Below are 23671 nucleotides of genomic sequence, written 5' to 3'. Positions count from 1 at the left end.
AAATAAACACAGTAGTTTAAACACTATTGTGTTTTTTATATTTTATGAAGCTTTTTATCAAAATTAAAGTTCCTTTTACGCACAGATAACAAAGATGCTAGAAATAAAATAAATCATTTTTCTAAAAAATATTAAGTTACAACTAATTAAATTTTAATTTAAAATCAAAAATGAAAATATTTTTCAAAAATGTATCAAAAAAAATCATTTGCTTCCGTTTTTTTTTTTTTTTGTAAAGTAATTATATAAAAGGAACTCAAATGAATAATTTTAATATAAGTAAAAGCAACGTACAAGATATCTTTTCAAATAAATCATATGTTATTCCTTCGTATCAAAGACCATATGTTTGAAAAGAAGAACAAATTAATTCTCTACTTGATGATTTAATTGATTTCTTTGAAATTGAATACAAAACTAATGAACAAAATAATTATTTTTTAGGTTCAATTATTTTATGTAATGTTGAAAATTCTAATGATAAATTTTATTTATTAGACGGACAACAAAGATTAACAACATTAATTTTAATTTGATTGTGTTTAATAGATATAATAGCCTTCAATTTCAATGATAACGAAAAGTATGATGCCTTAGTAGAGCTTTTGAAAGAAAAATTTGCATATGCTAAAGAAGTCACAGGTGATGGTGTTTCAACAAAAACAATTCCAAGAATATCTTTCCAAACAAAAAGTTTTGTTGACGATCAACTTTCAAATTTAATAGTCGCAGCTACTAAAGGACAACTCGAAGAAGAACTTCACAGAAAAGATATCAAAAAACTGATTAAAAATGATGAAACTATGAAATCAATTTTTAATGCTGTTAATAGCATTAAAAATTACATAAAGTTAAATATTGAAAAATATCAAGAAAAAAGTGTTTTTGGAAATCCACAATTATTAAGTAAATTCATATATAGATTTTTTAAAACTAATATTATTTTTGCAAAAATTAACACCGATACTATTAGTGATGCGTATAATCTATTTACAATAATTAACAATAGAGGTGTTAAATTATCAAATGCCGATATTTTAAAAACAATTAATTTAAGATATGTTTCTGCAAATGATTCAAAAATTGTAGAAGATTACGCTAAAAAATGAGAATATATAGAAAACAACTTTAAAAACAGAGATAAAAAAGACAAAGTTGATTTTGATTTATTTTTAGAATTAATAAGAGCTATCTATACTAAAAAATCAGGGTCAAAATCATTGTATTACTGATTTGAAGAAGATATTTTTAAATTAAAAAGTCTTGATAAAGAGTCACCATTAATAAAACCTGGTATTGATTTTATTAATAAAATGTTTAACTTCTTTGAAATATATAAAAATGATATAGATGTAACTCAAGTTTCTACTAATAATCAAATAGAATATATCAATACACTAAAAATAATGAATAACTATATACCTGATATGCAGTGAAAATCACCACTTTTAATGTTTAATGAAAAATTTAGTGATAAATTAAATGAAAATATTAGTTTAAAAACTCAATTCATTAAAAAATTAGAGAATTACTATACTTATTTTTGAATAACAGGTTTAACTCGTTCTAAAATTTTTAATAAACTAGCGAATATTTTAAATTTAATTGAGCAATCAGAAAATCCAGTAGATGTGCTAAACTCATCTATTTGAAGAAACCATTATGACAAAATAGTGTTAGAAAAGACATTAAGTGAAGATATTTATACTAAAAAATTTAATAACTACATCCTTTATAGATATGAAAAAATTTTATGCAAAGACCAAACGATTACAGAAACAACAGACAAGTTAACAATAGAACATATTATGCCTCAGACATTGAACCCAGAATGAGAACAAATATTTAATAAGGAAAGTCACGCTGAATACTTACACAAAATTGGTAATTTAACATTCATTGTTAGATCGAAAAATTCAACATTATCTAATAAAACTATTACAGAAAAAATTAACGAAATAGATACTAAATATAAAGATTTTATGATTACAAAAGAATTTATAGATTATGTTAAACAGCACAGCAAAAAGTCAGATAGTAATGACGAAACTATATATGAATGAACGCAGCAGAACATACAAGAGCGAGGAAAATTCATAATTAAAACAATTATTGAAGATTTTAATATTTAAACATAAAGGGAATAAAATGGAAGATCAAAACTTTTTAGAAGATTACAAAGCAATTTATCAACCTAAAATTTCAAATGAAATCGAAAATTATTTTAATTATTTAGCTGAAAAATCACAAATAGATTTGGAAAAAGCTCACCAATTAGAAGATGAATTTAGACAAGTATCTAACAAACAAAAAAATGCTTCATCACAAGAAAAAAATAGCAGAAATAAAAGAAATTCTTTTATAGGACAAATCATTTTTAGTATATTTTTAACAACACTGTCTATTTTATTTTTATACTTATCTATTAAGATAAAACAAAATGAAAATAATTATTATGATTATGAAACTTGATTTTTTATCTTAATTGGATTTAATACTATTTTATTGATATTTAATTTAGTAACAATTATAGTTTGGCCTTCTGTTATGTTGTTTAGTAAAAAACATAAAGGTAAATTTAAAGAAAATAAAATATTAATTTTACACATTGTAGTTGTTTTATTTTTAGCAATTATCACTACTTTAACATATCTTTTAATTAATCTGTATTCAAATGACGGATATCAAAGCACATATATTGCATCTATATTTTTCATTGTATTATGAATTTTATTAAGTTTTGAAGGAATTGTCCCATTAGTACGCTTTTGAAAAATTCAAAAACAAGATAAAAGTATCTTAGATGGTATAAATCAAAATCTATCTCAAATAAATAAACATGTTAAAGAAAATTTAAGTCCTTTAATTAATTTATGTAAAATGGATGGTATTTATTTAGAAATTGCTAATAAAATTTTTCCTTTTATTACTTTGAATTATAAGACAAGTCAATCTGTTATGGATATTACATACATTAAAAATTTAAAAAAATATTCAAAAGAAATAAATCAACTAGCAGCAGTTGAATTTGTACAATCAGGATTTTTAAATAATTCTCCTTTTGTCTATCTTTCAACTAATAAAATGGAATATTTAGATAAAACATATGAAGGTTCATTACAGATAACTTACAAAAAGAGAGTAAAAGTCTGAAGAAATGGTGGATATAAATCAGAATGACGTACTTTTACAGAAACTTTAAGAGCTCAATATACCGCACCAGCACCAAATTATTCTTTAATCAACGATCTTTTTTATTCTAATGATCTTATTCCTGAATTAAACTTTTCACGAAGTCCTAACAGGGTTGATGAATTCAGTTCAAATAAACTTGAAAAATTTATCGAAAAGCAAAGTCAAAAATTTCAAAAGGAATATAAAAAATCAGTAAATTCCGATTCTAGTTTCCAACCTATTTTAGGTAACTTAAAATTTGAATCTTTATTTAATTGTTTTGATAGAACTAATGAAAAAAATTATCGTTTATTATTTACACCACTAGCACAAAAGCAATATGAAAAAATATTACTAACTCGTGATTTTTCTGATGGCGATAATTTTTGATTGGCAAAAAAAGAAGAAATTCATAAAATAAAAAAACCTAATCTTTTAAACTTTCACGCACCAAAATATTTCAACAATTATATTAATAGTTTTCCTGATATGGGACTTTGTTTTACCAATTTAAAACAAATGTTTTTAAAAGCTTATAAATTAGGTATTGAAAATTTATTTAAATCATTAGCACCTTTTATTGCTATACCTATGTATATGGAAGAAAAAACAAAAAAAGTTTGAAAAAATGATTTTCTTGAAGATATCGCAATGGAAGAAATAGAAGCAGATATTAATGCCGGTAAATTTGATTGTGATTATAACGATTTAAAACATCCATCAGCTACCGGAATAAACATTTATAATGTTACTAACAAAAAACAAATAGGAAATAAAGCGAACTTTGATGTAACAGCATACGGACATAAAGAAATACCACACACGGAATATATTCCAGTAAAAGCGGGAAATGATAAATACTATAAAGTTCCTGTTAAATGAATTGAATATAAACCAGTAAAAAAGACAACAAAACATACTCAAATAATTAGTTCAAGATCAGAAATAATTAATTATTTAATAACTAAAAATTAAGAGGTACATATGGCAAACGAACTAGACGAACTAAATGGCCCAGTAAATGAAGCTGGACGTGACATAAATGTAATAAACAAACAGTTACCAGTAACTGTTGGATTTCAAGCAAAATTATTTATATTTTTCTTGTGATTTCCATTTATAATACCTGGAATTATATGAATATTCCAAAAAATAAAAGCTGAAAATTACTTAAAAAGAATCCAGCAAAAAATACAGCATAACGCTTCGCAAGTAGATAACTTTATTGAGCAAAGAGTTGTTATTTTAGAAAATGCTGTAAGCATTGTCAATAAATTTATTGATTTAGATAAAGAAGTAATGATGAATGTAGCAAAATTACGTTCAGGTGTTGAAGAAAAAAAGAAACACAAAGATCATCAATTAATCAAAACGTTGATCGAATGTTTAGGGATATTCGAGTTCAAATGGAACAATATCCAGAGCTTAAATCACACACAACTTTAATAGAAGCTATGAAGCAAAATAATTACTTGCAAAGAGAAATTACAGCAGCAAGAGAAATTTATAATGATTCTGTATTACTATGAAATGAAGAAATTTATAAATGACCTACTAAAATGATTGTTGCTGCAAAAGCAGGATACACAACAAGAATTCCTTTTTCTACTTCAAGTGAAATTAAAAATAGATCTCGAGAAAATCTATTTAAATAATAAAATTAGATCTGAAATCAAAAATTTGTATAAATTTACAAAAAGAAACACAATAGTTTATGCTATTGTGTTTTTTATATAATTATTCATTTTCTCATTCAAATTGAAATCCATAAATTGATACAACGTCACCTTGTTGAATTCCTCTGCGAACTAAATCTTCTCAAACTCCTATTTTTTTCAAAATATTATTAAATCTTAAAAGATTGTCATAACTATTGATTGGAATTCTATGATAAAGCTCTTCAACTTTTTTGCCAGAAACCTCAAAGTAACCTTTGTAAGGTGAAAAAATCACATAATCAGGCTCATACTGAATCACTTTCATCTCTTCTTCTTCATTTTCAATAGGTGCTAGAGCTGATTCTTTAATGAGTTTAAGTAATTCACCTTTAACAGGTGCAAAATTCTCGTGGAAAATTGCTGAAATAGGAACTACTTTCACAGCTGGATACTTCTGTTTAAACGCTGCTAAATGGCTCTCAAAATCATCCATATCACTTTTATTTGCAATAACTAATTGCGGTTTATTTTCAAGTTTTAAATTATAGCTTTTTAACTCATCATTGATGATTTCATAATCTAAAATTGGGTCTTTTTCTGGTGAACCAAAATCAATAATGTGTGCAATTACTCTACAACGCTCAATGTGTTTTAAAAATTGAATTCCAAGTCCTTTACCTAAAGAAGCTCCCTTAATTAAACCAGGAAGATCAGCAACTGTAAAGGAGTCATCGTTAAACTCTACCATTCCTAATTGAGGGACAAGAGTCGTAAATTCGTAATCAGCCACTTTTGCTTTAGCGTTTGAAATAGCATTTAAAAAAGTACTTTTACCAGCTGATGGCTTACCTACTAAACCAACATCACTTAAAATTTTAAGCACAATGTCAGCTTCAAATTTTTCACCAGGCATTCCATTTTCACAAATTCTTGGTGCAGTATTTTTAGCAGTTTTAAATTTTGTGTTTCCACGACCACCTTTACCACCAGAAGCAACTAAATAAGGCTTATTTGGTTCAATCACATCAGCAATTAATTTTTTCCCATTATAAACTAATGTTCCAACTGGCACTTTGATATAGGTATCTTTTGCGTTAGCTCCATAAAGATTTTTTGGTCCACCTTTGACACCATCTTCAGCGACGATATGCTTACTTTTGTAAAAACTAAGTAGGGTGTTTTTACCTGAATCGCCCACAAAATAAATATGTCCTCCGCGGCCACCGTCACCACCATCAGGACCACCTTTGTCCACATGAGCTTCCCTACGGAAAGATACCATTCCATCTCCACCGCGACCAGCTTGAATTAAAATTTTGACTTGATCTACAAATTTTGCCATAATTTCTCCTTTAAATACTTTGTATTTAAATATTACCATATTTAACATTTATTTTGGTTAATTGGAACAATAAAAAAACTAGCAAAAGCTAGTTAATCTAAATAATCATTAATACCATTAAAGGTTTGTTCTTCAGGATAATTGATTTGTCAATATCCCGTTTGAATTCTTTTAGCTTTCCGAATTTGACGTTTATTTTCAAGAGAAGCTCAGACTCTAGTACAAATAAAAATTGATGAATAAACTCCAATTGAAATACCAAATAACATGATTATATTAAACGCAAAGTCCGTTGCATTTTGAAATGCTAGAAGAACGACAATCGCAAAAATGGTTGTTAATGATGTATAAATACTTCTTTTTAAAGTATCTGCGATAGAACTATTAATAATCATTCTAATATCGTTTTTACTTAAAATTTTACGAGCATAACGTGAGTTTATTGTTTCACGAATTTTATCGAATGTAACTACAGTATCATTGATACTTAATCCTAAAATAGCAAGCATAGCAGCAACAACAATTGTAGAAACTTGTAAACGTGTAACAACAATAAAGGCTACAACCATTAAAAAGTCGTGTAAAAGACCAACAATTGCCGCGATAGAATAAGTATAGCTCATTCTGAATAACAAGTAAAGAATGATAGCGATAAAGCTTAGTCCTGTTGCTAGTAAAGCATTAAGTACTAATTTTTGAGCTTCAGCATTAGATACTTGGAATGTTAGAATGCTTAAGTTTGGATTAATCTGACTAATAATTTGATTGATTTTTGCTGTTAATTCAACTTGGTTGACACTTTGAGTTGTCTCAATAGAAACTACATAAGAACCTGTATCTTGGTTAGCTACTTTTGAAGTAATTAAGTTTGCTAAATTATCAATACCTAAGTCCGATTGATGCTTAATTAATTCGGTTTTAATTTCGCTTGCAGAATTTTGGTCTAAAATAACTCCGAGATTTTCATTACCAACAATTGAGAGATTAATACCACCTCTAAATTCTAATGATGAATTAACTCCAGCACTAAAAGCGTTATTTTGAACTGCTAAAATCGTAAATACAATTGCTCCAGCTAAAATAAATATAAAAGAAATTAAAACAAATCACTTCGCATATTTTAAAAAGTCAGCATTATCAATTTTTTCTTTTAATTTTGTAGGGTTTTTTATGTATCTTTTACGAATACCAAGTAAATAAAGTCTATTATCAAAAATTCCTGTGTTTGCAATCATAGTTGCTAAAAATCTTTGGAACACAAGCATAACAACTAATGTAAATAAAACAGAAAGTGTTAGCGTGATGCTAAATCCTTTAACATCTTTTGTCCCAAAATAAAACAAGACAAATCCAACTAAAATAGTTGTAATGTTAGCATCTAAAATGCTTGATAACGACTGACGATTTGAATTTTTATAAGCTTTTTTAAACGAATCACCATCATAAACTTGCCGTTTTAAACGCTCATAAGTAATAACGTTGGCATCAACACTAATTCCGATACCAATAATTAAGGCAGCAATTGTTGCTGGTGAATATTCACCACGCAACACTGTGAACATTAGTAAAGTTAAGAAAATGTATAATGACATACTAATTGTGCTAAGTGCACCCAGTAAACCGTAATTAACAATCATTCATAATGCAATAACAACAAAAATTACAATTCCAGCAATCATCGCATTATTAAAAGCGTTTGAATTTTTTTCAGGTTGTAAATAGTATTTTACAAGAGGCACTAATTCATAATTGCTAAGTCCAAAATTAATACTATTAGCAAGCTTTAAAGCACTTTCATGAGTGAAATTACCTTGAATTAAGGTTTTAGGACTAGTGATAGCACTTGTAACTTGAGGAGAAGAAATTAAATACGATTCAGCTTTAAATTGATTTTCTTTTAAAGCATTTTCTCTTCCTTGATTATTTAAAACAGAGTTATTAATATGCACAAAGTTTCATAAATTATGTCCAGAAGCTTCTCAATCGGCCGCATGAATTGGATTTTGAGCTAATTTTAATAAATCACTAAGATTTAATCAAATTAACATTTTATTATCTTTTTGATTTGCAATATATTGAGTTGCATCAGTTCAAGCGTTACGACCAGCTTCACCGTCTAAGGTGATTTCAACACTTCATTGTCCAGTTGATGGGTTAGCAGTAGCTGTAACTGAATTACTTGTATTTGCAAATGGTGGAATAAATTTGCTCAAGTTTTCTAACTGTCCTTCAGCATTAAATAATGAAGCATCAGTAACAAATTTAGTCACAGAACCATCACGAACAAATAATGGACGCATTTGAGTGTCTGTAATAGTTAAGATAGGTTTGGTAATAATTTCTTTTTCAAATTCATCTAATTGACTTGTAGAATATGTTCCACTTTTGGTAATTCTTAATTTTCCATCACCTTCAGTGGATACGGTAACACCGTTTAAACCTGTACCTCCAGTAAGACGATCGTAAAGTGACTTATTCACAAGCTCAGTTAAAGTTTTATCAGCATTAACAACTTTATTTTTATCATCCTTAACTTGAGCTTGTACTACAACTTCAACTCCACCACCATATTCAATTGACTTATTAACATTTTTAGAAACGTAAAAAGTACTCCCGAGTGTAATGGCAACAGCAGCTGATGCAATAGTTACAAAACTAATTAAAAACCTTTTGAAATTGGTTATTTTCAACATATTTTTAATTTTTTTAATCATAATTTAATGATATCACAAAACTATTTTTTAATCACTATTTACTAAGACATTTAAACAATTTAAAACCTTTATTTTAATACTAAATCTTTAGAAAAAACACACTAATTTTAATGTGTTATAAGCCGAGGTTTTTGCAAGTATTCAATACCTTTTTTAGTGATTTTTCTGCCTCTAGAGGACTTATCAATAAAATTTAAAAATAATAATATCGGTTCAATTTCATTAATAATTGTTTCTTTAGTATGAAGTACTAATCCTGAAATAGTATCTAATGATGCATATTTGTAATTAAAACCTTTGTATAAAATTTCTAAATATTCTAAGTGATCTTTTGTTAATCCGTAAGGATACAACTCCATTGATTTAAAAGTCTTATTAATTACTTTTTGATTTATTTGTCCATTATTTTGTCAGATTGCGAAATCATTCACTCTTTCTAATAAGTTATTAGCAAGTCTAGGAATATATCTTGAATAACTTGCAATATATTTTCTATCTTCATCCAATAAAGTAATATTTAATCTTTTTGCTGAAAGCATTAATATTTTTTCAATATCTTTATCAGAATAATTTCCAATTCTAGCTAAATATCCAAAACGATCTTTAAGAGGTTGAGCAATTAAGTTAATTTTTGTAGTAGCTCCAATTAAAGTAAAGGGTTTAAGTTTCATACGCATAGCACGAGCATTTTCTTCAACACCAATAATTAAATCAAATACAAATTCCTCCATTGCCACATAAAGCATTTCAATAACATTTTTATTTACACTATGAATTTCATCAATAAAAACAATATCATTTTCACTAATAACAGACAATATATTAATTAAATCAGCTTTTTTCTCGATATTAGAACCTTGCACATAATGAATTTTGTTTCCGGTTTCATTAGCAATAATTGTTGCTAATGTTGTTTTACCAGTTCCAGGTGAACCATAAAGCAAGATATGTGGAACTGGTTTTTTAGTAACTTGCGAACTTTTTATCATTGCTTTGAGTGTAATAATTAATTTTTCCTGCCCAATAAAATCTTTAAAAGATTGTGGACGTAAATTTTTACTAGCCATTTACTTGAGCTATTTTATTGTTGCTGGCAATGATTTCAATTGATTCTTCTACCATTTTGTCTAAATCAGAACAATTGTGTATTTTGCTAAGAGCAAAATCAATTTGATGTTTTTTAAAACCTAAAGTTGCTAACGTTTTAGCTAAATCAGTTAAATTATTAACTTCTGTTTTATCTTTATTCTTATTATTTGAGTTAACTAATTTATTTCATTTATTTCGTAACTCAACACAAATTAGTTTTGCAGTTTTTTCTGAAACAAAATTGTATTTTGTTAACTCTTGTCATTGTTCATTAGCTATAAAAGTAGCAACTGTTTCTCAACCTGTATCTAAAATTGATAAAGCAATTCTAGGACCAATTTTATCAATACTAATCAAATCAATAAATAATAAGCGTTCTTTAAAGTCTTTAAAACCATAGGTATTAGTTAAATAATCTGTTCGATACTCATATAAATACAATTTAAGTTTTTGACCAACTTCAAATCTATTTTCTTGTGGCACAGATAAAATATAACCTGTACCACCACTTTCTAAAATAATATTTCCTTTATTTTTATAAACTATTTCTCCAATTTTATATAAAATCATTTTTTCTCCTTGTTACATTAAATATGTAAGAAAAAGTAAAGATTGAACAAAAAAGGGAAAATAAAAATAGCCAAAAAGGCTATCCGTATAATTTAAAAAAATCTATTTTTGAATACGGTCGTCTAAAGCGACGTACCCTTCAACTTTTTTACCTTTGTAAAAACCACAAAATCTACATACTACGTGTTGCTCAATTAATTTTGTACAATTTGAGCATTTAACAAGGTTAGGTAAGTCTAACGCACTGTGTGTTTGTCTTTTGTGTTTACGTTGTTTTGAAGTTTTACGCTTTGGTACAATAGCCATATGGTCCTCCTTTGTGGTTTTTATAATTTAGCAAAATTATTATAATATAAATTTTTATAAAAATAAGCATTATTTATGATTTTTTAATTATGTTTTATATCTATAAAATAGTGATAAAGAAAGTTTCAAAACAAAATAATTAAAAATATTCTTTCAATAAATTAAACATTTTACTACTTGGTACTTTTTTTTATTTTTTTATAATAGCAATTATGAAAAAAAGAATTAAAGTAGGTATAGTAGCGGAATACAATCCTTTTCATAATGGTCATGCTTATCAGTTAAGTTGAATTAAACAAAATTTTACTAATTCAAAGATAATTGTCGCAATGAGTCATAAATACTCACAGCGAGGTGAAATTATTTGCGTTTCATGAAGAAAAAGAGTTCGAATTGCTAAAAAATTTGGTGTTTCAAAATTTATCAAATTACCTGTTGATATTTCAGCACAAGCAGCACATATTTTTGCACGTGAAGCAGTTCTAAAATTAGCTAAACAAAAAGTAAACTATTTAGTTTTTGGTTCCGAAACAGCAGATGTTAATTTATTTTTAAAAATTGCTCATTTAATTAAAAATAATGAACAAAAATATAATCAACTTGTTAAGTTTTACCTCAAACAAAAAGGTAATTCTTTTCCTAGAGCTACAAATTTAGCTTTACAAGAACTTTCTGGCGAAGATATTTCAATGCCTAATGATATTTTAGGACTGGAATATGTTAAAACTATTGTGAATTACGATTTAGATATAACTCCTGTAGCTTTAAAGCGGACTGTTGGTTTTCATAGCCTTGAAGCCAATAACCAATTCGCAAGCGCTACTATGCTTAGAGAAAAACTGACTCAAAATCAAGATATCAGCTTTTTTTCACCTTTAAAAATTAAAAAAATTTCTTCTAAGCGAAAAATTGAAAATACTTATCCAAAATTCCAAAAAATAATTAGAAATAGCACTCCAGAGCAACTAAGAGAGTACAAAATGATTTCTGAAGGTATTGAAAATTTATTTAAAAAACAAATTGATAATCCAGATTATGATTCTTTTATTAATTCCTGCGTAAGCAAAAGATATACAGCAAGCAGAATTAAAAGAACTTACTTATTTGTTTTATTAAAAATCAAAAAATAATTTTTAAAATTGGGTTTCAAATTTTCGATAAACAATATTTAAATATAAAAATGACAAACTAGTTTAGTTTGTCATTTTGATACTAAGTAAATTTCAGAAAATAATTAACTATTTATCAAACTTAACAGAAAGTAATTTAAGCTCGCTTTCTGTTAATTCACGATATTGACCTTGTTTTAAATTTAAATTTTTTAATTCTAAATTAGCGATTTTAATTCTATTTAGAGCAACGACCTTATAACCAGCATTTTGAAACATACGTTTAACTTGATGGTATTTGCCTTCATGTATTGTCAATAATGCTTCATTAACATTAATAAAGCTTAGCTCGCTAGGAGCATAAATTTCATCATCACTAACGAATATACCGTTTGCAAAAGAAAGAATTAATTCTTTTTGCTCAGTACTAGTTAGAGTTTTATCTAAAATAACATGATAAGTTTTTGTTACATGCTTTTTAGGTGACATTAATTCATGAGTGAAATTACCATCATTAGTTAATAATAATAAACCGGTAGTGTCTTTATCTAATCTACCGACAGTATGTAAATTAGGTATGTGCTGAGCTGATAAATCCAGTAATTGAAATACTGTCTTATTTAAATGATCTTTGTTTGCACAAACATAATCACTTGGTTTATTTAGTACAAAATAATAATGCTCTTTAAAACTAAAACTTTCATTGTTGACTGTTAAAGTATCAAGTTCAAAAGTGTAACTATCACTTAAAGTAGCAATCTGATTATTCAGAAGGACTTTTTGCTTCTTGATTAATTCTTTCGCTTCTTTACGTGAAAAATTTAAATAATTAGTTAAAACTCAATCAATTCGTTTTTTCATTAAATTATTTTTTACCTAACATTGAAAACATATTTTTCTTGTAAACTTCAACACCAGGTTGATTAAATGGATTAACTCCAAGTAAATAAGCTGACATAGTTAATGCTCTTTCAAAGAACATAAATAATGATCCAAGTGTAGCTTCATCAAATTTATCAAATAAAATATGAATATTTGGAATGTTACCTTCTTGAGTGTGTGCTTTAGTTGTAGCTTCAAAAGCAACATTATTTACATTGTGTAAGTTGTTTCCATCTAAATAAGATAGCTTATCTAAATCTTCAGCATCTGCTTTGAAAGTAATATTGTGTTTTGGATTTTTAAGTGTTAAAACGGTTTCAAAAAGAATTTTATTTCCATCTTGAATCATTTGTCCAAGTGAGTGCAAATCTGTTGAGAAAATTGAACTCATTGGTCAAATTCCTTTACCATCTTTCCCTTCACTTTCAGCAAAAAGTTGTTTTCATCATTCTGCAAAATATTGCATTTTAGGTTCATAAGAAACCATCATTTCAGCACTGTATCCTTTTGCGTGAAGTAAGTTTCTAGCAGCTGCATAAGCATAAGCAGGGTTTTCGCTAATTAATTCAGACGCTAATTCTTGGTTAGTTAATGCAGCACCTTGTAGCATTTTTTCTGCATCAATTCCTGCACAAAGGAATGGGAAAAGTCCTACAGCAGTTAAAACTGAAAAACGACCACCAATATCATCTGGAACGATGAATTTTTCATAACCTTTTGTAGTTGCTAATTCAAAAAGAACACCTTTTGCTTTATCTGTTGTAGCTGCAATAAGATCACTTGCATTAGTTTCTTTGCTTTCTAATAAATTACGGAACTCTCTAAATGCAATTGATGGTTCTAAAGTTGTTCCTGATTTTGAAATAACATTAATTGCAAACTTTTTATTTTTTACATACTCTAATTTACTGTAAAGTGCTTCTGCTGAAATATCATTACCAGCAAACACTAATTCCATTTTTGGTTTATTTACTGAATAAGGCCCATAAATGAAATCATATCCGGTTTTTGCACCTAAATATGAACCTCCAATACCAATAACTACTACTACTTCTACACCTGATTTTACTCATTGATTAGCTTTTTCTTGCATACGAGCAAATTCTTCTCTATCATAGTTTTCTGGTAAATCATATCAACCTAATCAATCTTTTTCGGCAACAGTTTTATTTTTAACTGCTAAATGAATTTCAGAAACTTGCTTTTGAAATTTTGCTAATTGTTCTTGTTCATTTGTTAAAGCATTAGCTAAATTTAATTCTAAATGTGTTAATTTCATTATTCCTCCATATTTTTTATAAATTATATCGATTTATATTTTGAAATAACTGATAATTTATAATTAATTGTAAATTATAAGTATCTAAAAAATAGATACAAAAGTAAATTTAGTTTAATAAAAAGTTAAAAAAATATTCAAAATCATGATAAAAAAGTATAATGAAAAAACTAGTATAAAGAGGTATAAATGAGAAAAAATAAACTACAAGGATTAAAATGAGTTATTTTATCAGCTGTATCTATTTTAAGCTTTCATACAGTTTCAGCAAGTAACATAACTACACAGCAGGTTTTAAGACTAACTACTGAACTTGCACAAAAAATTCAAAGTGGTGAAATTTTAGCTGAAAATGATTACTATGATTCGTTGTTATTTAACCAACCTTTATTATTGCCAAATCAAGATGATGATAACGATGGAATCTTAAATCAAGATGAAATTGAAATTATTAATAAAAACGGCAAAATATTTTACCGCTATAATTCACATCCTAGGTTAGCCGATACTGATGGAGACGGAATTATTGACAGCAAAGACTTAGAACCTCTAAATTGAAACTTTTCAAACCGCGATGCTATGATTTTTATGAAAATGGCATATCGTGATTATGAATTTAGCAAAAAAATGCTTAGTGATAATTACTATGAAAATTTAGCAAAGCAAAAAGAAGAAGCTCAACCTATTTTTGATTCAAAAGAGTATCAAAAACACTTTTATTTTTGATCAAATTTTAATCAACAATATTCACGCTATTGAAAAATTGTGAAGCACTGAGAAAATAGCTCAGGATATTTTGCTTATTGACTAACAAATCAAAGTGATTTTCCCTTTATTAAGAACCAAACTATTAATGTGCTTGCGGTTCGTGGAACAGATGATGCACAAGATAATATTGAAGATGTCAAATTATTTTTAGGAAAGTCAACTAGGCAAGATAGTCAAGTTACAGATTCTATTTCATGAATTGCGGATCCGAACTATATTTTAACACCTGAAATTTTGGACGCTAATTTTAGTGTCAAAAATCGCTCAGAAGTAGAAAATATTTATATAACTGGACATTCACTTGGAGGATATTTATCACAACTTGCAGGAGTATATGCTAAAAAACATAACTATGATCAAGTTAAGCATGTTTATACCTTTAATGCTCCACAAATTAAAAATTCAAAGTATAAAGCTGAAAGTGATAAATTATCTCAAAGTGGGTTTTCAAGTCATTTTAGAGTTGCTAATGGTGACTTTATTCCAAAGTTTGTTGGTTATTTTGAACCCAATATTAATGTTGGAGAGGTAGTAAACGGTCACAAAACAGCAAGTTTTTTTGAAGATAATCCAGTAAGAAATTTCTTTACCGTTGGAGAAAAAAGTTTATTAAGCAACAATAATAATTATCAACCAAAACTTAGAGAGCTGTCTTTAACTAAAAAACCACTAAATGTTAATTACATATCTAGCAGTAATAAAAAGATTGTCAAAAGTTTAAAAGCAGTTGCTTTTAATGAACAAAGATATAGTAAATTTTTAAGCACTAATGTACCTGATTATTACAAAGTTTCAGAAAATCAAATTCAAAAAAATGAACCAATTAAAGATAAAAATATAACAATTGAACCAATTAACTATGTAGTAACTTATAATTTTCAAGAAAATAATCACTTAGTTCAATCAGTCAAAGTTAATGTTAATGTTGAAAATTTAAATGACTATGAACTACCAGTAGTTCCAAGTCATCCTGCTAGTCAATATTTTAAATATGTATTAAGTAATCCAGAACAATTAAAAAGAACTACAAATTTAAGTAATAACTTAGTGTTTAATATGGATTTAAACGTTGAAAAAGCATACAACAAAGAGCAATGGGATGATTTAATAATTGATTTTGTAGAAAAAGATACGATGAAAAAAGTCGGTACCTTTCATAAAAAAATATTAAAAGAAACAAATAAAGTTTACTTTAATGAAGAATGAGTACCTCTTGGATACCGATCAGATGTTTTCCCTGAAAACTTACAAAAAAATATCGTTAATACGGTAAAAGTTACTAAAAAGAATTATATTTTAAGATATAACTATATTATCAGTGAACCAGAGAAAAAAACTATTACAAAAACTTATGTAAAACAATTAAATGATAAAACACCAGACTTAGAAATCCCTAGCACATCAGATAATAATTATGAATATTTAATAGCTTCGAAAGACGAAATACCAGCAAATGTAACAAATAACGGAAACTACAATATATACTTAAAATATATTAAAAAAGCCAATGTTATAACAAAAGTAAATTATCTTTTTCAAGGTCAAGTAATAGCTTTACAACAAATTTCAAAAAATCCAGGTGAACAAGTTGCTAAAAGTGATTTAGTAGTCCCACACGGTTACACATTAACTCAGCAAAATCCACAACTGGAAAGCGGAAAAGAAAATAATTTAGAAGTAATTAAAAGAGTTTATAACATCACCTATAATTTTGTTGATAAAAAAACAAATTCTACAGTTAAAACTGTAACAATTCCCGTGAAATATCAAGAAGATTATCAAGTTCCTACAGTGCCTAATTCTAATAATTTAGATTTTGTGTATCAAATAAGCGATATTCCTAAAATAAATAATGTCGAAGAAGAACATCAAATAACTGTACTACTTGATCGAGAAGAAATTTTACAAAATACTATTATTAGATTTGTTTTATCAGATGATGAAAGCAGACAAGTAAGTCAAATATCTTTTACTACTAAACCTTCAGAATTTGATGCCAAAATTAATCAAATTGAAATACCTAATGGATATGATTTATTAACAAAAAAATCGTTAGCGAAACCTAATGCTCTTAACATTTGAAAAATTCAACCTAAAAATTACCAAATTACTGTCCAATTTCTTTTTAACGATCAAATCATTAAGCAGGAGAATCTGAACCTAAAATATAATCAAACTTTAAATTTAAAAGACTTTTTTGATAATGATTATAGCTATATAATTAGCGAAAATCAAAGGTCATTTGTAGTTACCGCGGATGCTACTTTCAAAATTCATGTTAACAGGCAACCTAATTTTTATTTAATTGAGTTTATAGATGAAAATAACAATAGCTTAGGAAAAATAATTAAAATAGAAAAACAAAATTTAATTAACATTAAAGTTCCTCAAAATTATCATTTAGCTTCAGATTGAGATTTAAATGCACTAAATGATCAACAAGTAAATAAAATCATTTTAGAGCGAAATATTTATCAAGTTAAAATTAATTATTTAAGCAATAAAAAAATTATTGCATCACAATTAATTGAAAAAAAATACGGTGAAACTTTAGTAGAAAAAGAGCTAGAAATTCCAAAAAACTTTGTAATTTTTGCTCCTTGAAATAACTTAACTGTTAATGCATACAACACTATTAACGTACTTGTAAAAAGCACAAATGCACCAGAAGAACAATTAACTAATTTTTCAAATGAAGAAGCTGAAATTTTAAATTTAGAATTTTTATCTACTTTTGAGAAAAATGTTTATTTAGAAAAATTAAATAAAGATGGAAATTTAGCACTTACTAGTGCAAAACAACTTAATTTAAGAAAAGAAAATGTTTATTTAAAAATCGCTAATTCAAACAGTTTTATTTCTAATAAAGCTTTAAATCAAATCAAAGGATGAATCATTCAGCATGAGTTTGACAGCGAAATTTTTAATAATCAAATTCAATTAACTTTAGATAACATAACTAGTTTAAATAACTGGTACATCCAAATTGTTAATGAAGATTTAAATGCTAAAAATTTTAATTTAGATGAAATTAATAATGAATTGATTGATAAAAGTTTATATCAAAACATTTTAGACTATCTAAATAAGTTGTTTGAGTTTAACACATTGCTAAATAAATTTAAAGACTCAGATTTTTTAGAAATTTCACAATATAAAAATATAGATATAACTAATAAAAATTTAGAACTCATTAATGAGTCAAAATTTCAAAATGCTAAAAAAGTATTAACTAGCAAATACGAAGAGCTTAGAGCAAAGTTTTTATTTTTAAAATCTATTGCATTATCAATTAATGGAATGAAAGTGGAAAGTTTGATAAAAATTACTTCAAGTAAAGAAGATAATAATTTATACAAAATTTTGGTTAATCAGTTAATCGATGACAACTACTTTGAAATTATTAAAACAAGCAACTTAACAATAAACGAAGTTAGAAGCTTTAATTTAAAAATGGAAAAGGTTTTAAACATTCCAATTGATAATGTTGTTAAATCTGTATTGAAAAATCAAATTAAAGAATGAAAAGCAAATTTGAGTAAAAACGAAGAAAAAACTAAAGCTCAAGAAACAAAGAAAAATAAACTTTGAATATTGTGAACAACTATTGGAATATTAAGTGGATTGTTCATTATTTTTACAGTTGTTGCTTACATTAAAAGAAAGTTCAAAAAATAACCAGCATGTCAGCTGGTTTTTTAGTTTCGGAGTTTTAAAAGTTTAAAAAACTAATAACCGTGAAAAATAGATCTATTCGTATTTTTTATATCTAAATTACTTCTACAATATTAAAAAATATGCACCTAGTGGTACATATTTCTTGCCTAAGGCATTATTATATGAAATTTGGACTTTATGTATCTATTTTTTTAAATTTTATTCTTCAACTACTTCCGCAGTTTCTACATTTTCTTTTGAATTAGAATTTGCATTTGAATTTGTTGCATTTTGCTGTGCAGCATAATTTGCGAAGTTTTTAATTGCATTTTCTAATTCGTCTAATTTTGTTTTAAGTTTTTCAATATCTTTAGCTTCAATTAATTCTTTAATTTCTTTAATTAATTTATCTGATTCTTCTTTTGCTTTAGGATCTAATTTATCACCTTGATCTGCATTTGCTTTTTCAATTTGAGCAATTAAACTTTCAGCACGAACGATTGTTTCTGCTTCTTCTTTTCTTTTAGCATCTACTTCTTTATTCATTTCAGCTTCTTTTACCATTTTTTCAATTTCTTCTTCTGTTAATTTGCTTGAATTTGAAATTGTAATTTTTTGTTCTTTTTGTGTTTTAACATCTTTAGCGGTAACTGTTGTAATTCCGTTAACATCAATTGAAAAGCTAACTTCAATTTGTGGAACACCTCTAGGTGCTGGTTCAATACCGTCAAGATTGAATTGTCCTAAAAGTTTATTGTCATTTGCCATCGGACGTTCACCTTGAACAACTCTAATTGTTACTTCAGTTTGATTATCTGCTGCTGTTGAGAAAATTTGTGACTTAGTAACTGGAATTGTAGTATTTCTTGCAATAAGTGGTGTAGCAACTCCACCCATTGTTTCAATTCCTAATGTAAGAGGTGTAACGTCTAAAAGTAAGATGTCATCGATATCACCTGCTAGAACACCACCTTGAATTGCTGCTCCAATTGAAACCACTTCATCAGGGTTAATTGAACGGTTTGGTTCTTTATTGAGTGTTCTTTTTACCATATCATAAACAGCAGGCATTCTTGTTGAACCACCAACAAGAAGTACTTCATGCAATTCATTTGCTGTAATGTTTGCTTCACGAAGAGCGTCTTCAATTGGTTTTCTTGTTCTATCTAATAAATGAGCTGTCATAGTTTCGAATTCACTACGTTTAAGCTCTAATTCTACGTTAACTGGACCATCAGATGTTACAGCTAAAAATGGTAAATTAATTTGTGCAACTGATTGAGCTGAAAGATCAATTTTAGCTTTTTCAGCGGTTTCTTTCAATCTTGCTAATGCCATTTTATCGTTTGTTGCATCGTAAGAGTATTTATTTTTAATTTCTTTTAACATTCAGTTTACGATTTCGTGATCTCAATCATCTCCACCTAAATGGTTGTCTCCACTTGTTGAAAGAACTTCAAAAGTTCCGTCTTCAAGTTCAAGCACAGAAACGTCAAATGTTCCACCACCTAAATCGTAAACTAAAACTTTCATTGATTTGTCTTTTGATTTTTCTAAACCAAAAGCTAAAGCTGCTGCTGTTGGTTCGTTAATAATTCTAAGTACATCTAAACCTGCAATTTTACCTGCAATTTTTGTTGCTTCACGTTGTGCGTTATCAAAGTAAGCAGGAACTGTAATAACAGCCTTTGAAACTTTTTGTCCTAATTTAGCTTCAGCATAATCTTTCATATATGAAAGAATCATTGCTGAAATTTCTTCAGGTTTATAATCTCTATTATTTGCGTGAACTGTTTTACTTGTTCCCATTAATCTTTTAATTGAAACAATTGTATTTGGGTTGGTTTCAACTTGTCTTTTAGCAACTTCACCAACAATAGTTTCACCATTTTTAAAAGCTACAACACTTGGTGTAGTTCTTTTACCATTCGGATTTTCCAAAACTAATGGTTGTTTATTTTCAATAATAGAAACAACTGAGTTTGTTGTTCCTAAATCAATTCCTAATACTATTTCTTTTGCCATATTTTATCCTCCTAATTTTTGGGATTTATTTTCGGTACTACCTTTGTACTAATAATATTTTAGCATAAATTTAGCAATCTCATAGATATATTGCTAAATTTTTTTGTTAACCATTACTGAAGCAGGTTTAATAACTCTATCTTGAATTTTAATCCCTTGCCGAACAACTTTAGTAATAATATTTTCATCTATTTCAGAATTGTTAGAAAAATCTACAACTTCTTGAGTATTTGCGTCAAACTCATTTCCAATTACAGGAGTTATCAATTCAATATTATGATCGTTAAAAACTTGCTCAAACTGTTTAATTACAAGTGAAAAACCTATACAGTAATTTTTTACTTGAATATTATCCGAGTTTTCACCTGCTTTAGTCGCCATTGCTAGGTTATTGAATGGCATTTCAAGATCTTCTATAAATTTCGCTAGAGCAAATTGTTGTTTTTCTTGAATTTCGATTTTACTTTTTGTTTCTAACTCAGAAATTTTTTGTTCTAATTGCTCTTTTGCTTTCTTCGAAACTTCTTCTGCTTTTGCTTTAAAAGTGTATTCCATTATTTTAAATTCTGATTCTTTAGTTGTTAACTTTGCTTTTAGCTCAGAAATTAAACTTTCTAATTTATCAACTTCTTCTTTAAAATTTTTAGCTTGTTTGCCAACGATATTAATATTGTTAAGCAAAACTACAGCTTCTTTTTTTCTAAATTCAGAAATTGGATAATCTTTTGAAAAAGTAAATTTTACCTCTAAAGTTCTTTTATATTTTCTATTAATTAATTTTTCATCGAATTCCGGTAAATATTCTTCTTTACCTAATTCAATAGTCATATTTTTAGTGTAATTATCTTGTTTTTCGTTGTCTACAAGTAATGCGAAATCTGCAGTAATTTTATCGTTTAAACCAATTTTATTCATCTTCATTTGTCTCCTTATCGTAATTAATTAATCATTTTTCCAATGCTCTAATCGAGCTTTTCATTTTGTTGTAATCTGAACCTTTAGCTCCTACTACTGAAATTTCAGTTACTACTGACTTATGATTAATTCTTTTAGACATGTATGAACCAACATTATCAACAGAAATTTTTATAGTTTCTGAATCACCTAATTCTTTATCAATTTTTTCTCAAATAGATTGATTTTCAATCATATCTATCAATTTAGTCAAGTCTTCTCTTTTAATTTGATTACTTAAAATAATGTTATTTTTACCGTAAACTTTATTGTTTTTAAAAGAAACATTAAAAACGTTATTAACAAATTGTTCTAACACTTTTTGATAATTTTTAACAGCTTCAGCTAAAATAGGACTCAACATATTCGCACGTTCTGGTAAATTTGCTAAAGGCAAATCTATTAGTCTTTCTTTAAAAATTCTAATGGCTACCTTTAAATCATTAATGCTAATTTCATTAGGTTTAAAGGTAATTTTTTTAGAAAAAACTTCACCTGTTGAAACAACTAAAATAATTGTCGCCAAATTTTCACTTAAAGGAACTAAATCAATGCTTTTTAGCAGTGCATCAGAGCTATATGATGTTGTTACTAAAGTTAAACCTGTCATTTCAGCTATTAGGCTTGCAGCTTGATCAACTGTATTTTCAATACTAATTTCTTTATCTCTAAAAACTTTTTTAAGGCGTTTTAAAAGTTGTTCTTCTTCGTTTATACTTAAATATTTAGCGTAGTATTCTAAAGCTTTTATGGTTGGAATTCTCCCACTAGAAGTATGAGCTTTTTCTAAAAATCCCATTACTTCTAAATCATTCATTAAATATCTAATTTTAGCACTAGAAAACTGAATATCATTTGGGAAACGTTCAATAAGGTGTGAACTACTAATAGGCTTTGCTTCTTCAATATGCAATGCTACTGTGTGCTTTAAAATAAGCTCGTACTTTAGTTCAATTCTGTTGTTATTCATGGAATAATTATAACATGTTTTTTATTTTTTTAGCACAGTGAATATTCATCTGCTAAATAATAAAAGATTTGAGTGCACTAAAAAATAAAAAAAAGTTTAATACTGGGTATTAAACTTGTTTTTATTCTGGTGCGCAAAGAGGGACTCGAACCCTCATGCCAAAGGCACTAGAGCCTAAATCTAGCGTGTCTGCCAATTTCACCATTCGCGCCTTTAAGATAAAAAAAATAAGCTAATGCTTAATGGTGCCGTCTATAGGACTCGAACCTACGACCTACTGATTACAAGTCAGTTGCTCTACCAACTGAGCTAAGACGGCATGGTGGAAGATGAGGGGCTCGAACCCACGACCTCCGCCTTGTAAGGGCGATGCTCTCCCAACTGAGCTAATCTTCCAAAAATGGCAGTCTGTACGGGGATCGAACCCGTGAATGCATGGATGAAAACCATGTGTGTTAACCGCTTCACCAACAGACCATAAATGGCGCCGATTATTGGGATTGAACCAACGACCAACTGGTTAACAGCCAGCTGCTCTACCGCTGAGCTAAATCGGCATTTATTTGTTTGCTTAAATATTATAAATTATTTTTTTAAAAAACAAAATATTTTTTTAAAAAAATCTTTAGCAATTAGCGATAGTGTCGTTTACTTGCAAATAAATAATACCATATTTTTGATATTTGTTAAACATAATATTAATAAAAATTAGAAGAAAAATAAAGTTAGATTAATAAATATATTTTTTAGTTTAGTAAAAATAAAAAAGTTTTTATAAATATAAAAAATTATTGATTAAATAAAAGAATATGATTATATTAGGGAATTTATTTCCCGTTTCACTTAAAGGAATTAGACAATTATGTTAATAAATAACAAAGCTCTAGAAAAAATACAAAATGATGAACTAAATTCTAATAATATCCCAGAATATTATAAATATGTAATAAATAAAAGATGAAAGTATGAAATCTCTTCAAAATATTGAACTAAAAGATTAACTAATGATGATATATTTTCAAAAACTGAAGAATATATGAAAAAAGCTCAGGTAGTTTTTAGCGAAGCAGAGAGAATAAAAGCCGAACAAGAAAGAAGCGAGCAATTATATGGATACAATTAATAAAGATAAAAAAGAATTTATCAGAAAAGAAATCAATCAGATTTTATACTA

General features: G+C 27.2%; 17 protein-coding genes and 5 tRNA genes. 7 read left to right on the top strand and 15 right to left on the bottom strand.

Features of this window, described 5'->3' with window-relative positions; all coding sequences use genetic code 4:
* Nucleotides 1-260 precede the first annotated feature (260 nt).
* From EI91_RS01450 to EI91_RS03745, 4 genes are read left to right on the top strand one after another with little or no spacing between them, the layout of a single operon-like run.
* Nucleotides 261-2132, top strand: coding sequence for a DUF262 domain-containing protein (locus EI91_RS01450; protein WP_036452229.1), 1872 nt, complete (start codon nucleotides 261-263; stop codon nucleotides 2130-2132).
* A 16-nt stretch (nucleotides 2133-2148) separates the two neighbouring features.
* Nucleotides 2149-4149, top strand: a complete 2001-nt coding sequence (locus EI91_RS01445) for an MAG1210 family protein (RefSeq protein ID WP_036452224.1) — start codon at nucleotides 2149-2151, stop codon at nucleotides 4147-4149.
* 9 nt (nucleotides 4150-4158) lie between these two features.
* Nucleotides 4159-4620 carry a hypothetical protein gene (locus tag EI91_RS01440; RefSeq protein WP_425411714.1) on the top strand — a complete coding sequence of 154 codons (462 nt, stop codon included), beginning with the start codon at nucleotides 4159-4161 and terminating at the stop codon, nucleotides 4618-4620.
* Entirely contained in the window at nucleotides 4557-4829 is a 273-nt protein-coding gene (locus EI91_RS03745) for a LemA family protein (protein WP_425411712.1), read from the top strand. Before EI91_RS01440 ends, EI91_RS03745 begins: the two co-directional genes overlap by 64 nt.
* Nucleotides 4830-4911: 82 nt before the next feature.
* Here EI91_RS03745 and obgE read toward each other — a convergent pair whose 3' ends face one another.
* The 5 genes from obgE to rpmF all read right to left on the bottom strand — a co-directional run bounded on the left by obgE (nucleotide 4912) and on the right by rpmF (nucleotide 10853).
* On the bottom strand, nucleotides 4912-6174 hold the full coding sequence (obgE, locus tag EI91_RS01435; protein ID WP_036452221.1) for a GTPase ObgE: 1263 nt from the start codon (nucleotides 6172-6174) through the stop codon (nucleotides 4912-4914).
* Nucleotides 6175-6266: 92 nt separating this feature from the next.
* Entirely contained in the window at nucleotides 6267-8888 is a 2622-nt protein-coding gene (gene secDF / locus EI91_RS01430; protein WP_036452211.1) for a protein translocase subunit SecDF, read from the bottom strand.
* Nucleotides 8889-8995: 107 nt separating this feature from the next.
* A complete protein-coding gene (ruvB, locus tag EI91_RS01425) occupies nucleotides 8996-9955 on the bottom strand; it encodes a Holliday junction branch migration DNA helicase RuvB (protein ID WP_036452209.1) in 960 nt (319 codons plus the stop codon).
* Complete coding sequence (gene ruvA, locus EI91_RS01420) at nucleotides 9948-10547, bottom strand: Holliday junction branch migration protein RuvA (protein WP_036452204.1); 600 nt, start codon at nucleotides 10545-10547, stop codon at nucleotides 9948-9950. Before ruvA ends, ruvB begins: the two co-directional genes overlap by 8 nt.
* Nucleotides 10548-10649: 102 nt before the next feature.
* On the bottom strand, nucleotides 10650-10853 hold the full coding sequence (gene rpmF, locus EI91_RS01415) for a 50S ribosomal protein L32 (RefSeq protein WP_036452201.1): 204 nt from the start codon (nucleotides 10851-10853) through the stop codon (nucleotides 10650-10652).
* A gap of 212 nt (nucleotides 10854-11065) precedes the next feature.
* On the opposite strand from rpmF, the gene EI91_RS01410 reads away from it, so the two are divergent.
* Nucleotides 11066-11983, top strand: a complete 918-nt coding sequence (locus EI91_RS01410; RefSeq protein ID WP_036452198.1) for a nucleotidyltransferase — start codon at nucleotides 11066-11068, stop codon at nucleotides 11981-11983.
* Nucleotides 11984-12091: 108 nt separating this feature from the next.
* Here EI91_RS01410 and EI91_RS01405 read toward each other — a convergent pair whose 3' ends face one another.
* Together EI91_RS01405 and EI91_RS01400 are read right to left on the bottom strand one after the other, a co-directional pair.
* Entirely contained in the window at nucleotides 12092-12823 is a 732-nt protein-coding gene (locus EI91_RS01405) for a pseudouridine synthase (protein WP_036452192.1), read from the bottom strand.
* Nucleotides 12824-12827: 4 nt separating this feature from the next.
* Nucleotides 12828-14123 carry a glucose-6-phosphate isomerase gene (locus tag EI91_RS01400; RefSeq protein ID WP_036452191.1) on the bottom strand — a complete coding sequence of 432 codons (1296 nt, stop codon included), beginning with the start codon at nucleotides 14121-14123 and terminating at the stop codon, nucleotides 12828-12830.
* Nucleotides 14124-14312: 189 nt separating this feature from the next.
* Between EI91_RS01400 and EI91_RS01395 the strand changes: the two genes are divergently transcribed.
* Complete coding sequence (locus EI91_RS01395; protein ID WP_036452190.1) at nucleotides 14313-18569, top strand: lipase family protein; 4257 nt, start codon at nucleotides 14313-14315, stop codon at nucleotides 18567-18569.
* 198 nt (nucleotides 18570-18767) lie between these two features.
* On the opposite strand, the gene dnaK is transcribed toward EI91_RS01395, so the two are convergent.
* From dnaK to EI91_RS01355, 8 genes are all read right to left on the bottom strand, one after another.
* Nucleotides 18768-20573: a molecular chaperone DnaK gene (dnaK, locus tag EI91_RS01390; protein ID WP_036452189.1), complete on the bottom strand. Its 1806-nt coding sequence runs from the start codon at nucleotides 20571-20573 to the stop codon at nucleotides 18768-18770.
* A gap of 93 nt (nucleotides 20574-20666) precedes the next feature.
* Nucleotides 20667-21494: a nucleotide exchange factor GrpE gene (locus EI91_RS01385; protein ID WP_036452187.1), complete on the bottom strand. Its 828-nt coding sequence runs from the start codon at nucleotides 21492-21494 to the stop codon at nucleotides 20667-20669.
* A complete protein-coding gene (locus EI91_RS01380; RefSeq protein WP_036452184.1) occupies nucleotides 21481-22497 on the bottom strand; it encodes a heat-inducible transcriptional repressor HrcA in 1017 nt (338 codons plus the stop codon). Before EI91_RS01380 ends, EI91_RS01385 begins: the two co-directional genes overlap by 14 nt.
* 127 nt (nucleotides 22498-22624) lie before the next feature.
* Nucleotides 22625-22708, bottom strand: a tRNA-Leu gene (locus EI91_RS01375).
* A gap of 32 nt (nucleotides 22709-22740) precedes the next feature.
* Nucleotides 22741-22816: transfer RNA gene (locus EI91_RS01370), tRNA-Thr, on the bottom strand.
* Between the two features lies 1 nt (nucleotide 22817).
* Nucleotides 22818-22893, bottom strand: a tRNA-Val gene (locus EI91_RS01365).
* Between the two features lie 5 nt (nucleotides 22894-22898).
* A tRNA-Glu gene (locus EI91_RS01360) sits at nucleotides 22899-22974 on the bottom strand.
* 5 nt (nucleotides 22975-22979) lie between these two features.
* A tRNA-Asn gene (locus EI91_RS01355) sits at nucleotides 22980-23054 on the bottom strand.
* A gap of 305 nt (nucleotides 23055-23359) precedes the next feature.
* Between EI91_RS01355 and EI91_RS01350 the strand changes: the two genes are divergently transcribed.
* Nucleotides 23360-23620 carry a hypothetical protein gene (locus EI91_RS01350; RefSeq protein WP_036452182.1) on the top strand — a complete coding sequence of 87 codons (261 nt, stop codon included), beginning with the start codon at nucleotides 23360-23362 and terminating at the stop codon, nucleotides 23618-23620.
* The last annotated feature ends 51 nt before the right edge of the window (nucleotides 23621-23671 follow it).

The sequence above is a fragment of the Mycoplasma buteonis genome, assembly GCF_000733865.1.
GTDB classification, from domain to species: Bacteria; Bacillota_I; Bacilli_A; order Mycoplasmatales; family Metamycoplasmataceae; genus Mycoplasmopsis; species Mycoplasmopsis buteonis.
This window is presented reverse-complemented; position numbering and strand designations above follow the sequence as displayed.